This window comes from Cystobacter fuscus, from assembly GCF_044360685.1.
GTDB classification, from domain to species: Bacteria; Myxococcota; Myxococcia; order Myxococcales; family Myxococcaceae; genus Cystobacter; species Cystobacter fuscus_C.
Genome location: NZ_CP043491.1, coordinates 5,100,225 through 5,112,990 on the forward strand (window position 1 = coordinate 5,100,225; position 12,766 = coordinate 5,112,990).

Genomic DNA, 12,766 nt, shown 5'->3' on the forward strand with positions numbered 1-12,766 from the left:
AGACTCAATGGCCAGCCGTCGCGTGCAACAACCTGAAGATGGCCGGCAGGGCCCTCCCTCCTCAGGCCCTGGTGCTCCTCGCCGCCACCTGACGCAGTGAACGTTTACAGTCTTACAGGAAGGGATGGTTGTCATGACGATGCGCTCTTTTATCCATTCTCGCTCGAGGGGCCTCGCTGCCCTCTTGACGCTGACACCCCTGATTGCCTTTGGGTCCTCGAGCCAGGACGCCAAGGCGGAGGTTTCTCCGCCGGCGGGTTCCCGTGCCAAGGAGTCAGGTGTCCCGGCCGCGGCGTCGCCGTATCCCACGGATCGCATCATCGTTCGCTACCACGACCATGCCGCGGCCCGGAAAACCCCCGACGCCGCGCTGTTGGCGAGCCGCCGTGTCATCGACGCGGCCCTCCAACGCGGCTTGACCGCCAGGCAGCAGCACACCAACGGGCGGGGGGCTCAGGTGTGGTCCATGGGCCGGAAGATGACGTATGAGGAGGCCCTGGCGCTGGCGAAGCAGATCGCCCTGGCCGACCCGGAGGTGAAGTTCGCCGAGCCGGACCTCATCATGCGGCCGACGATGGTGCCGAACGATCCGGGCTACGCCTATCAACCGGATCTCTACCCTGGCACCCCGGCGGGCATCAACGTCCCCGCCGCATGGGACCGCACCAACGGGGCCGGCGTGGTCGTCGCGGTGGTGGATACGGGCTACCGCCCTCACGCCGACCTGGCCGCCAACCTCCTGGGGGGGTACGACTTCATCACGATAAACCCCTATCTCCCGGGAGTATCCCCCAATGACGGCGATGGACGCGACAGCGACGCACGGGATCCGGGCGACTGGTGCACCAGCGACCCCAACAGACAGACCAGCTCGTGGCACGGGACGCACGTGGCCGGCACCATCGGCGCGGTGACGAACAATGGCAGGGATATCGCGGGCGTGGCCTATGGCGCCAAGATCCTGCCGGTGCGCGTGCTCGGCATGTGCGGCGGTTACGCTTCGGACATCGCGGATGGCATCGAGTGGGCCGCGGGCCTTCCGATCGCCGGGGTGCCAACCAACGCGACCCCCGCGCGCGTGATCAATCTGTCGCTGGGGGGCCCTGGCACCTGCGGGGTGGGTGCCTATCTGGACTACTTCGATGCGATCACCAAAGCCCGGAACAAGGGGGCGGTCGTGGTCGTTGCCGCGGGCAACGCCGGCGTGGACGCCGCCAATACCGCGCCGGCCAACTGCCCGGGAGTGCTCACCGTTGCCTCCGTGAGCCCGTCGGGCTCCAGGTCCTCGTTCTCGAACTACGGTCCGACGGTGGCGCTCGCGGCTCCCGGAGAGGGTATCTATTCGACGCACAACACGGGAACCACCGTCCCGGGGAGCGACAAGTTGAGCTACCTCTCCGGCACCTCGATGGCCGCGCCGCACGTGGCGGGCGTGGCGGCGCTGATGTTGTCGGCCAACCCGTCGCTGGCCGTCGACGCGGTGACCTCGTTGTTGCGCTCTTCGTCCAAGCCTTTCCCGGCCAGTTGCACGGGGTGTGGCATCGGAATCGTCGACGCCGCCGCGGCCGTGAATGCCGCGATTGCCTACGGATCGACCAACCGCATCGACGAGCCGAGCTTCTTCGTGCAGCAGCTGTTCTTCGATGTGCTCAGGCGCAAGCCCGATGCCTCTGGGTTGAATTTCTACGTGGGTTCCTTGAACTCGTGCAACGGCAACGCGGCGTGCCTGGCCTCCACCCGGGCCAGCATCGCGCGCAACATCCTCGAGTCGCCGGAGAGCCGGGCGCTGTACCCGCAGCTCAACCCGTCATCGTCCAACTACAATGACGCCTTTGTCACGTACTGCTACAAGCTCTTCCTTCAGCGCCAATTTGACCCCGACGGGGGTCTCTACTGGTACAACTACCTGAACTCGACGGGTGATTACACCGGCGTCGTCAACGGCATCATCGCGTCCTCGGAGTACCGCAAGCGCTTCGGTACTCCGTAGCGGAAACACCTGCGGTGCTCAGGAGCGAGGGCGCTTGTCCGTTGCATCGGGCAAGTGCCCCTTGGGACCCCTTCTCCAGTCTGTCAGCGTGGACGGAGGCGGGGTCCCAACGGCGGGGGATGGAGTGCGGGTCTTCTCCGGGTCTTCGCCCGATGCGTCCCGCTGGGGCTTCAAATCATTCCTGAGACCCAGAGTAGGGGTCCGCCATGCTCGCGAGTCTTTCCATGTTCACGATGTTCTTTTCCAGGGGCCGCACGGGTCTGGGGCTGACGACATCGACGGATGCCGTGGCGGTTTTGGGTCATCTTCCCATAGACCGGTCGATTCGGGCTCTGTGTATAGGGAACGTAAGTCTTGTTCTGGGGATTCAGGACAGGGCGGGGATTGTGCGCCGAGGACTGGGGAGCGCCATAGCGGTCGGCCGGGATGCTCTGGGGTAGGCCGCGGACGGGGAGGGCTGGGGAGCGACCTGAGCGGGTTGGCGGCGATGGAACAGGCTGCGAAGACCACCCTGTCACGTCCAGTTGCTTCCAGGGACGGCTGTTGCTGCGTCCCAGCGCGGAGGTAAGCGAGGTGGTGGGAGTCGTCGCGGCGTTCCGAGAGGCGGCGGCTCGCTAGGGGCGAGGGGATTTCTCCGCGCCCTTTCCGCCTTTCTCCTTCCCGCCGCGGGTTGTGCCGGACCCTGTCCCTCGAGTTCTTTGACACCCTCTCGGGGCCGGGGCCGGGGCGGGCTAGAGTTCGTCCCAGACTTCGGAATCGGACAAAAAAATTCCATTCCTCGCCAGAATACGATCGTTTTCGAGCATCGCTTGCAGTTGCTGGTGCAAAAATGGCTCATCGGGAAACTTTTCCAAGGCCTCGCGCTCGAGCGCAGGGTCTTTGGAAAGCGCCTCAAACTTGACGGCGTCACGTTCAGCCCTGGCGCGAATGGCAGCGCGCATCGCGAGAAGCCAGCGGACGGATTCGACCGACTTCATCTATCCCCCCTCGGGCGCTGTCTGTCAAACGCAGCGACAATCTCGCTGAAGATAATCTCCAGGTCTGGCAAGCTGAGGAAGCCGTCGCACCGTCGCATTTGCCAGAAAAGGGCAGTCTGGACCTCTTGAAGATGCGCCCTCGCGAAGTCGACGCCCGGTAGTTTGGGCGTCAGGCTCGCCCGTGTCTCGACATCACCCGACTGACTGCTGACACAGTGCATGAGTAGACGAGCAGTTATGCATTCACGGACTTTAGGTGGCAAGTTACGACGCGCCTCCTCGCGGCCAGAGGCCAACGATGCTCGTCTTAGCCTCTCCCGGCAGCCCGGTGCCGCCGGGGCACCCGGGCTGGCCGTGGCGACAAGGAGTTCGTCTATTGTTTCAACAGGTGGGGGCCTGGGCCTCTTTTTGATGGCCTTCACCTCGTCCGCAGCCCAAACCCCCAGCTCACCTGTCAGAGGAAGCACTCGCGTGTTCGGCGAGCGGTCGATGGGCGCGATTTGCTCGCCCGGCTGGCCCACCCTGGGTGCCCCCGCTCCCGCGGGGACGTACCGGGGAACAGACACTGGCATGGACGGAGCTGGAGGTGTAGCTGGCGCCACCGCCTGGGCGTGAACCACCGTGGCGACCAGCACGCCGAGCCCCATGACATGGCAGGTCATTCCGGAGACTCCTACTCGAAACGTCATACCCCGTGCTTCTACCCCCGTTTCCATTGCCCAGGCAAGGCTCCCCTGGGCGCGCACAGACGAGCGCCACATCGACGCCAATGGCCAGGAGGACTACTCGAAGCAGAAATTCACCCTGTTCATGAAGGGCATGGAGGGCGGCATCGAGGCGTCTTACGCCCAGTCCTACCGGGTCGATCAGCACCAGTTCGACAAGGAGAACGACATCCATCTGTCGTTCACCCCGGACCAGATGACGCAACTGTCCCAGTGCGCCCGCGACTACGTGGCGAAGATGGACAAGATCACACCCAACGGTTTTCAGGTCCGAAACAGGGGCGATGCGTTCATCGACACCCTGGCCAAGGCCCAGAACCCGGGTGACGTCGCCAATGCCCTGACGCAGTACTCCAGCGACCCCCACTGGATGGGGGATGCCATGTTGCAGTTGAGTTTGGTCGTGACCCGCGACACCCCGCTCCCGGGGAACATCACCGCGCGAAACCGGAACGCCTGACGTCGACGAGGAAGTCCTCGTACGCCAGCGCAGTCGGCGGGCACTCGATATGGGCTAGAGCGCGTCGATCCAGGCCGTCACCGCCGCGTTCACCTCGGCGTGGCGGTCCTGCATGATCCAGTGCCCCGCCTGGCCCCAGACATCCACCTTGGATTTGGGCCGCGAGAACCATGGACGCATGCGATCGGCCTGCGCCGGGTCTCGGCACAGGTGGTAGACAGGCACCGTGAGGCTCCGGCAGAAATCCCCGCTGGCCACGCCCACCCCGACTTGCCCAGCCCCCAGGAACAGTGGGCCGAAGGATTCCCGCACCACGTGCGCCGGCGTGCCCTGCGCGCGCCGCGCGTGCCAGCGCTTGTAGCCGGGGTCGGTGGCCGGGTCATAGAAGCCCTGGAACAAGGCCGGTGCGACGACGCCGGGGTCGCCAGAGACCAGTTCGGCTACCGTCTTCTGGAACAGCGGCGTGAGCTCGTCCGAGAGCCCGAGCGAGCCATCGACGGACACCACGGCGCTCACCAGGTCGGGCCGCTGAGCGGCAAGGCGGGCGGCGATCTGCGCCCCCATCGAATGCCCCATGAGGATGAACTTCTGGCCCGGGTATTTGCTCGAAATCAGCGACTCGATATCCGCCACGTAGTTGGCGGGCGCATACGCGCCCGGGCGCATGACCTCGGAGCGGCCATGCCCGCGCAGGTCGACGGCGACCACGCGGTACCTGCTTTCCAACGCGGGCAACTGCCAGCTCCAATCGTGGGAGTCGCAGGTCCACCCATGCAGGAGCATGACGTTCTTGCCAGTGGCGGTGCCCGTCTCCGTGTAGAAAAGCCGGGCGACCGCCGGGGTTGCCGCGTTCGCGCCGCCGCGGCCCACACTCACGGCGGCCGCCGTCAAGCCGGCCATCGCCAGCAGGCTGCGCCGGGACAGCTCTGTTTGTCTCGTCTCCATCGTGGATCCTCTGTTGGGGTGGGCACTGCGAAGCTCGAAAGCTCGCCGCGCCCGCGGGGATGATCGAATGTCCTCACGCGGTTGAGGCCGCCGAAGAAGTTCAGGAGCGGCTCCGCCGTCGCTTCGCCGCTTTGAGCCATTCGCTGCTCCGGATGGGGTATCCGAAATCGCAAGAGCACCTGCTCGAGAAGACTATTGTGCTGCCCCGGATTCAAGTCGGGCCGAGCAGTCGATCGCGAACGCGATTTGCTCTTCGTGGAAGGCTTTGCCTGCGAGGTGGAAATCTATACAATGTCCGCTGTTGGAGACGAATCCGGCATCGACGGACGGGGCGTGGGTAAAGGCCCTGGCAAAACGATCGAGTTCGTGCTGCCCATTCGCCCAAAGAGCGTCATGGTCACCCTGGCGATAGTGGACCGGCACGCGAACTCTCGAACAGACATCGGAGAACTCTTCCGGCCACAGGGTGTACATCTCGACGATTTCCCTCCACCAGACAGGCTTGCTGACGCTGTCACTGAGCTCCGGAGCGCCTGGGGGATGAGTGCCGGGCGGCCCAAACATGAGGCCCATCCTGAATTCGCTCGGTGTATGTATCCACTCGTGCGGACCGCGGTCGTTCCAGAAGGGAGGAATGTGGGACGGAGCCGAAACCGCGAGCCCAGAAAATGAGACGCCAAGGAGCGGCCAGTCCGTAGCTTGACTGGCAATGTAAAGTGCAATGCCACTCCCGATCGAATGCCCGATCAGCACAACGCCGCTGGCGTCGTACTCCCGCTTGTGCCAGGCTTGAGAGATTACAGCTTGCAGCAGTTCGGCGTTCCTCGGGACCGCACGATCGCCCTCGGGAAGCCGGGAACTTGCTCCATAACCAGGACGGTCAATCCCGAGCGATGGGCAACCGGCAGCCGATGCGCGATCAAACAGCGAATATCCACCGCAATCGAAATAGGCCGACGTGAAGCCGCCGCCGTGGAGCGCGATGATCAGGGGGGGACGGTCCCGATCGACAGCCCGCGAGGCAGCTGTCTTTCTTCCAGTGATCTTGTAATCGCCTACGTCAATCTGGATTTCTTCGCTCATCAGCAGCTCCCCAACCATCGATGAATAGGTGATATATTCAGTCGCCGGTCCGTCTGCCAAATAATCAGGTGATCGAGCCAGCCGTCCTGCAACTTGCGCTCCAATCTGTCCAAAGATGAGGTTTGCGAGCGGGCAAGCAGGGGGTAACAGGGTGCATCGCTGGCTACAGATGCGGCGCACCTACGGCTCGATGCGGCCAGTCATCAGGATCACTCCAGGTCAGGAGGGGGCGTTACACGGGGGCGGCGAGGACGTCTTCGACGGACGTCCAATTCGTCTTGCCATACCGTTCATTATCGAGAGGGGAGAGCTTGCCCCGGCCGCTCGACATGTCGCGGAGATATTGCATCCCCTGCCAGGCGGGAAATGGCTCATCCGTCTTGGGTGTGAGCGTGCGGGCAATCTTGATGACAACACTGAACAGCCCCAGCCCGCCCGCCCGGAACAGCGCGTAGCGTTGGCCGCTCAGCCGCGTCATGATGCCCGCCAGGTCATGGGGGCTCGCGGAGTGTCCGGCGATCCGCAGGACGCGAGGCGCGTCGGCATCCAGGGCGACGTCGGCGGTGTAATCGGCCACATCGTCCTTCGTGGTGAAATCCAACAACTGATCGGCATTGCCCCAGTAGAGGATCCGGCGGCGGTTGCGCAGGATGATGGGGGCATCTCCCGTCAGCAGATCCATGAACATCCCATTCAACACGGAGTGCGCGCGAATGGGTGCCTGGTCGACCCGAGCCATGAACGAGCGACGCAGGTCCAGGTTGCGGTTGTCGCCCGGCCGCGTCTTGGTGAAGTCGAGCGAGAAATCAGACGGCATGAATCGCGGCACACCGGCCGCGACCGCGGCGTCGAGCAGCCGGCTTTGCAGGCCAATGATCGTCGGTTCCAGCCCGTTGAGAACGGAAACGACGCAGGCGGCGCCGGCGCAGGCGCGTTCGAGCGCCGCGGCGTCGTCGAAGTCGACTTCGATGGGGGTCGCCCCAGTCGCGAGCACCGCGGCTTTCCTCGTCTCCGAAGTGCCCACCCGGACCAGTGCGTGAACCCGCGCGTGCCTCCGGGTCAACGCGCTCGCGAGCCGTCCGCCCAGGTCTCCAGTTGCCCCCGCCAGAACGATGAGCTGGCCAGTCCCGTCCCTCATGGCGTCCCCTCGACTTCGTGCGCGCTGCTCCACTCCTCGAGCGTCATCCTGGCCACGTCACAACTCCCCTCGCTGAAGAAACTGAACGATGCCGTTCAGTTGCAATGAGCGGGGAAGTAGCCTATGCGCTCCGGTCATGCAAGGGAAAAGCACCTCTCCCCCCAAGGCTCCGGCGGCGCGAAGGGGCCGGGGTGGTCGTCCGTCGGCGGAGCAGGCCGGCGAAGTCGATCGCCGTATCCTGGAGGCGGCGACACGTTTGTTCTTGCAGCTCGGCTTCGATGCGACGAGTTGTGATCAGGTCGCGGTTCAGGCCGGCGCGGGCAAGGCCAGCATCTATGCGCGATACGCCAACAAGGAGGAGCTGTTCACCGCGGTCATCCGCCACAACGTCGCGAGCATGCTCGTACCGTCCAAGGACCTCCCTGCCGGCCTGACGCTGCGCGAGCGGTTGCATACCGTGGGGAGCGGCATCCTGGCCCATGCACTTCAGCCCCGGGTGGTTGCCCTGATGCGAGTGGTGATCACCACCGCGAATCGCCTGCCGGAGCTCGCTCGGCTCACGGACGGCATTGGACGGGACCGGGGTATACAACTCGTCGCGGAAGCAATCGCGGGCCAGTCAGCAGGAGGCACCGAGGCCATCGAGCGAGCATTGCCAGTCGCCGCCAGGTTCATCGACCTGGTGTTCGTACCGAATCAAATGCGCGCGCTTCTGGGTGACGAGCTGGACGAGCTCGTGGCGAAGGCCCCCCACGGCATCGACGAAGCCATCGACCTTCTTTCTCGCGGAGGATGGCTCGATGGGTGGGAGTAGCACCGGCCGGGCGTCCCCGCGCGGCGAGGCACGGGACCGCGCCGTCGCGGTGTCTCCTCGAACCATCTGTGCCCTCAGGGGCGAGGCAGGGGGCTTGGGCCTGTGGGCAACTGCGGCCTAGGAGCTTGTCGGCGAATCGGCTAGGAGCACGTCCGAGCGTAGCAGGCACCAGGAGGTGCCTGTCTCCGCGGCTCGACGGGCGTGGGGCCCCGCCCGTCAGGCGGGCTGCGCCACCAGCACGGGCAACTGCCTGCCCTTGCGCCACAGCTTCTTGAGGTTGTGCACTGCGCACGCCAGGGAGAATTCTCCGCTTACCTTGTGCAGACCCCGCAGAGAGAAGCGCGGCAGCGTCCCATTCTTCACCTGCCCGATGACGGGCTCGGCCGTCACCTTGCGTCGGGCATAGGCCGCACGGCCTCGCTTCGTCAGCAGCTTGCGCTGCATCCGCCCCTTGAAGCTCAAGTCCTTGGGCGGGCGTCCGCGGGGTGCCGCTTCTGGCTCCTGTCCGTGCTTGGAGCGGCCCGTGGCGACAAAGCACTCCACTGCCTGGGCCTGCACCTTCTCTATGTCTTCCTGGCACAAGTAGCCCGAGTCCGCGCTCAACTGCACGGGCAACAGCCCCGTGTTGTCGCGCGTCTGCTCCACCATCGGCTCGAGCTGCCGCGCATCGTTGCCGCTCTGCCCCACCTGCTGCGCCACTATCAATTGGCTGTCCGCGTCCACCGCCACCTGCGCGTTGTAGGACTGCTGGAAGCTGCCTGCCCGGGGCATGATTCTGGAGTCCGGGTCGGTGAAATTGCGCTGCGCCTTCTCGCCAGGCCTGGCCTCCTCGGGGTTTTCTCCCCGGGCCTCGGCCTTCTCCCGGGCCTCCTTCTCCAAGTCCTTCTTGGCCTGGCCAATCTTCTCCCGGCGCTTCTTCTTCTGCGCCGCCAGCTCGCGCTTCTTCTCCGCCTCCAGCTGACGTGCCGCCTGCCGCAGACGCTCGGCCCGCTTCTCTGGATTCTTCAGCTCCTCGGGCAGCTCGTCCCCGCGCCTGCCCTTGCCGTAGCGCTTGTCCTCCTCGGCATCCAGTGCCGCGGCCTGCTCCAATAGCCTGTCAATCTGCTCGTCCAGCTTCTTCATGGCCTCCTCCATGCGTCCGTAGCTCATGGCCTTGTGCTTGCTGGCATTGGCTTTCACCTTCGTGCCGTCCACCGACACATGCCCCAGCTTCTTGAGCCCCGAGCCGCGCGCCAGTCTCAGCGTGTCCACGAAGAGCGCGCGGAAGGCTTCCAGGTGCCTCACCCGGAAGGCGCAGACCGTGTCATGGTCGGGCCTCCCTCCTCCCGTCAGATAGCGGAAGGCGATGTCCGTCTCGCACCGCCTCTCAATCTCCCGGCTGCTCGTAATGCCTCGTGCGTACGCGTACATGAGCAGCAGCGCCATCATCACCGGGTGGTAGGCCGGCTGGCCGCACTCCTTCGTGTACGCACTCAGGATGGGGCTGAAGTCGAGCGCCTTGCGCAGCTCGACGAAGAAGCTCGCCAGGTGTCCTTCTCCCAGCACCTCCCGCGCATACTGCGGCAGCAACTGCCCCTGCTCCGGTTGCCACTCCCGGAACGGCCTCGGCGAGCTGAACCGGGCGGAGCTCTTCGTCTCCTCCCGCCTCGGCTTCTCCTTGGTGGCTACTTCCAACAGCGCGGCCTGCTCCGGCTTCTTCGTCGACGGGGTGCTCACCCTCCACCTTCAACCAGAACTCGCCTCCCCTCTGAAGGACCACCTGGGGCATCACCCCTCCGGCCCACCCTCTACGGTGGGATTCTCCGACAAGCTCCTAGCGCTCAACACCACGCCCTCTGCGCAGGCCCCTGCGCCGGGGCGAGCTGAAAGAGCATGCCCTCGCGCTGGCCCCGGGGCAGCAACAGGTGCGCGGGCCAGCCCCGCTCCCGCACCACGGTCGCCAGATGGGACGGACGGAAGAGGACCGCGCGCTCCGAGGGCCGCAGCGTGTGGACGAAGCAGTCCATCTCCATCCACATCCGCCGCTCGTCCACGAAGGGCTCGGCCACCAGGTGGATGCGCACCATCACCCGCTGCTCGCGCGGCAGCAGGTTCTCCATCCGCAGGAAGTAGGAGAAGGGCTCGTGCTCCAGCCTCGGCTTGAGCATCTCGGAGCAGGAGACGAGGTGTCGGAACGAGTCCTTTGACACCTTCCCTGGGAGCGCCGGCCTGCGCTGGTGAACGCCTCGAGGGGAGGTAACATCCGCCACGGACAAGGGTTGAAAGGGGAGGAAACGTTGAGCAATACGCTCGCCTTGCGCTGGCTCAAGATGGTGCTCTTGCTGATGACGGCGCTCTTTGCCTCCGTGGTGGTGGTTGGCAACCTGACCGACTACGGCACCAACTACGCATTCGTCCAGCACGTCCTGTCGATGGACACCACGTTCAAGGGCAACAAATTGATGTGGCGTGCCATTACCAGCCCCACACTTCATACCCTCGCCTATGGGTTGATCATTCTCACCGAGGCCGTGTTGGCCGCCTTCGCCTGGGCCGGGGCCTACCAGCTCTACCGGAACCTGAAGGCGGATGCGCGAACGTTCAACCAGGCCAAGACCTATGGGTTCGTGGCCTATGCCGTGGGTCTCGTCCTCTTCTTCTTCGGCTTCATCGTCGTCGGCAGCGAGTGGTTCGCTATGTGGCAGTCCTCGACCTGGAACGGCAGACAGGCTGCCATGAACCTCTCGGAGGTGCTGCTCGGGTTCACCCTCCTGCTGGCGCTGCCAGACGGGGAGCTGACCGGATAGTCGCCAACCTCACCCTCAACAGGCCTTCTCTTCGCCCGATGCGTCCCGCTGGGGCTTCAAATCATTCCTGAGACCCAGAGTAGGGGCCCGCCATGCTCGCGAGTCTTTCCATGTTCACGATGTTCTTTTCCAGGGGCCGCACGGGTCTGGGGCTGACGACATCGACGGATGCCGTGGCGGTTTTCATCGGAGGGCTTTTGGACGGCTGGTGACTGGAAGGGCCTCCGAGCCCGAACCCCGGGGAAAGGAGCGGTTCTACCGGGATGCTCTGGAACAGCGCCCTGGGGTCGAGGGCCGGTTGATGCGTGCTCTGCGCGGAGACCTGGGAATAGGCGGGCGGGCGAGGAGGAAGAGGGGGCGGCGTGGGCCCCACCGGCACCCGGACGCGCTGCGGCACCCGCCACGAGGACGGATCGAGCACGTCCTCGGGTTTCACGGACCCCGCTTGGACCGGGGCCGCCTGCGGCCGAGGGGCCGCGTACCCATACGCCGGCCGATGCGTGTTCTGCGCGGAGACCTGGGAATAGGCGGGCGGGCGAGGAGGCACGGGGGGCGGCGTGGGCCCCACCGGCACCCGGACGCGCTGCGGCACCCGCCACGAGGACGGATCGAGCACGTCCTCGGGCTTCGCGGACCCCGCTTGCTGCTGGGGGGTCATCTTCCCATAGACCGGTCGATTCGGGCTCTGTGTATAGGGAACGTAAGTCTTGTTCTGGGGATTCAGGACAGGGCGGGGATTGTGCGCCGAGGACTGGGGAGCGCCATAGCGGTCGGCCGGGATGCTCTGGGCGTAGGCCGCGGACGGGGAGGGCTGGGGAGCGACCTGAGCGGGTTGGCGGCGATGGAACAGGCTGCGAAGACCACCCGACTGGCCGCCCTGTGCACGGTTGAACGGACGAAGAGGGTTGAAACGCATGGATGATCCCCGGGCGTGTTGGTGTGTCTTCTTCCAAAACGTTCGGCCCTCCCTGACCCCGGCTCCGTCAGAGTCCTGGAGAAGCTCCACGCACTCCCCTTATTGCGAAAGTGCGGGCGGTTGTCATCTGGTGACAATCGTCACCACCCTCAGATGGGCTTTTACCGAGGAGAGGTCCTGCCTGGTGACAACTGTCATCACCCTGGGCTCGGAGAGAGTGGGGGGAACGGTGAGCACCTCCATGCCTGGGTCCATCTGGTCCCCCAAGCAGGGGCGAGGCCGGAGGCGGAGAGCCCGTCCTTTGCCGCGACGAGGGAGGAGCCGAAGAAGGAGCGCACCCCACGCTTGGACGCGCCCGGAGTCGCTGAGGTGGGCCGCGGTGCCGCCGACGTCTGGCAAGAATAGACCGAACATTGTCAATGACGCCACTGGCGGGGAGCGCCCATCGCTGCGATGTTCAAGCCACTCCACTCGGAGAACGTTGAAAGGCGAAAATGAGCAACAAAGAACTCGTCATCGCGGCAATGACCGGGCTGTTCGTCGACAGGGACCTGACGGTCCTCGAAAAGTATTGGGACCCTGGATACATCCAGCACAACCCGCGCATGCCGAACGGGACGGACTTCTTCCGCAAGACAATCCCGAGCCTGAAGGCAGACTTCCGCTACGAACCCGGCCTCGTCCTCGAAGACGGCGAGTTCGTGATGATCCACGGTCGCTATGTCGGTTGGGGCGACAAGACCATGATCGGCGTCGACATCTTCAAGGTCCTGAACGGGCGCTTCGTGGAGCATTGGGACGTGATCCAAGAGGAGATCGTCGCCGAAAAGACGATCTCCGGGAATGCCATGTTCCCGATCAAATAGCCGCGGCCGTCGGTTTCGACGGGAGCCGTCACGCTCAAGAGAGCGGTGCAACGGCTACCTTGGGCT

Annotated in this window: 11 protein-coding genes; 5 read left to right on the forward strand and 6 right to left on the reverse strand. The window is 64.9% G+C overall.

Translation table 11 applies throughout. The annotated features are described in order from the left end of the window. The first annotated feature begins 184 nt into the window (after nt 1-184). On the forward strand, nt 185-1,990 hold the full coding sequence (locus F0U63_RS20990) for a S8 family serine peptidase (RefSeq protein WP_395847687.1): 1,806 nt from the start codon (nt 185-187) through the stop codon (nt 1,988-1,990). Nucleotides 1,991-2,721: 731 nt separating this feature from the next. Here F0U63_RS20990 and F0U63_RS20995 read toward each other — a convergent pair. Beyond that, entirely contained in the window at nt 2,722-2,967 is a 246-nt protein-coding gene (locus F0U63_RS20995) for a hypothetical protein (protein ID WP_395847688.1), read from the reverse strand. A 621-nt stretch (nt 2,968-3,588) separates the two neighbouring features. On the opposite strand from F0U63_RS20995, the gene F0U63_RS21000 reads away from it, so the two are divergent. Then, nucleotides 3,589-4,152, forward strand: coding sequence for a hypothetical protein (locus F0U63_RS21000; protein WP_395847689.1), 564 nt, complete (start codon nt 3,589-3,591; stop codon nt 4,150-4,152). A 54-nt stretch (nt 4,153-4,206) separates the two neighbouring features. Here the strand turns inward: F0U63_RS21000 and F0U63_RS21005 are convergent, their stop codons facing one another. The 3 genes from F0U63_RS21005 to F0U63_RS21015 all read right to left on the reverse strand — a co-directional run bounded on the left by F0U63_RS21005 (nt 4,207) and on the right by F0U63_RS21015 (nt 7,318). Beyond that, entirely contained in the window at nt 4,207-5,097 is an 891-nt protein-coding gene (locus F0U63_RS21005; protein ID WP_395847690.1) for an alpha/beta fold hydrolase, read from the reverse strand. A 192-nt stretch (nt 5,098-5,289) separates the two neighbouring features. Further along, on the reverse strand, nt 5,290-6,180 hold the full coding sequence (locus F0U63_RS21010) for an alpha/beta hydrolase (protein WP_395847691.1): 891 nt from the start codon (nt 6,178-6,180) through the stop codon (nt 5,290-5,292). Between the two features lie 232 nt (nt 6,181-6,412). Further along, entirely contained in the window at nt 6,413-7,318 is a 906-nt protein-coding gene (locus F0U63_RS21015; RefSeq protein ID WP_395847692.1) for an NmrA family NAD(P)-binding protein, read from the reverse strand. A 136-nt stretch (nt 7,319-7,454) separates the two neighbouring features. Here F0U63_RS21015 and F0U63_RS21020 point away from each other — a divergent pair, with 136 nt between their 5' ends. Next, entirely contained in the window at nt 7,455-8,132 is a 678-nt protein-coding gene (locus F0U63_RS21020; protein WP_395847693.1) for a TetR/AcrR family transcriptional regulator, read from the forward strand. 216 nt (nt 8,133-8,348) lie between these two features. On the opposite strand, the gene F0U63_RS21025 is transcribed toward F0U63_RS21020, so the two are convergent. Both F0U63_RS21025 and F0U63_RS21030 read right to left on the reverse strand, forming a co-directional pair. Next, nucleotides 8,349-9,848: an IS1182 family transposase gene (locus F0U63_RS21025; RefSeq protein WP_395833953.1), complete on the reverse strand. Its 1,500-nt coding sequence runs from the start codon at nt 9,846-9,848 to the stop codon at nt 8,349-8,351. A 104-nt stretch (nt 9,849-9,952) separates the two neighbouring features. Next, on the reverse strand, nt 9,953-10,321 hold the full coding sequence (locus F0U63_RS21030; protein ID WP_395847694.1) for a hypothetical protein: 369 nt from the start codon (nt 10,319-10,321) through the stop codon (nt 9,953-9,955). 87 nt (nt 10,322-10,408) lie between these two features. On the opposite strand from F0U63_RS21030, the gene F0U63_RS21035 reads away from it, so the two are divergent. Both F0U63_RS21035 and F0U63_RS21040 read left to right on the forward strand, forming a co-directional pair. Beyond that, on the forward strand, nt 10,409-10,918 hold the full coding sequence (locus F0U63_RS21035; protein WP_395847695.1) for a DUF2165 family protein: 510 nt from the start codon (nt 10,409-10,411) through the stop codon (nt 10,916-10,918). A gap of 1,410 nt (nt 10,919-12,328) precedes the next feature. Further along, complete coding sequence (locus F0U63_RS21040; RefSeq protein WP_395847696.1) at nt 12,329-12,700, forward strand: nuclear transport factor 2 family protein; 372 nt, start codon at nt 12,329-12,331, stop codon at nt 12,698-12,700. Nucleotides 12,701-12,766: the final 66 nt, after the last annotated feature.

What these genes read in the sequence shown, in the direction of transcription:
- F0U63_RS21010 (WP_395847691.1), bottom strand. Translation starts at nt 6,180, where the DNA reads ATGAGCGAAGAAATCCAGATTGACGTAGGCGATTACAAGATCACTGGA.
- F0U63_RS20995 (WP_395847688.1), bottom strand. Translation starts at nt 2,967, where the DNA reads ATGAAGTCGGTCGAATCCGTCCGCTGGCTTCTCGCGATGCGCGCTGCC.
- F0U63_RS21020 (WP_395847693.1), top strand. Translation starts at nt 7,455, where the DNA reads ATGCAAGGGAAAAGCACCTCTCCCCCCAAGGCTCCGGCGGCGCGAAGG.
- F0U63_RS21005 (WP_395847690.1), bottom strand. Translation starts at nt 5,097, where the DNA reads ATGGAGACGAGACAAACAGAGCTGTCCCGGCGCAGCCTGCTGGCGATG.
- F0U63_RS21015 (WP_395847692.1), bottom strand. Translation starts at nt 7,318, where the DNA reads ATGAGGGACGGGACTGGCCAGCTCATCGTTCTGGCGGGGGCAACTGGA.
- F0U63_RS21040 (WP_395847696.1), top strand. Translation starts at nt 12,329, where the DNA reads ATGAGCAACAAAGAACTCGTCATCGCGGCAATGACCGGGCTGTTCGTC.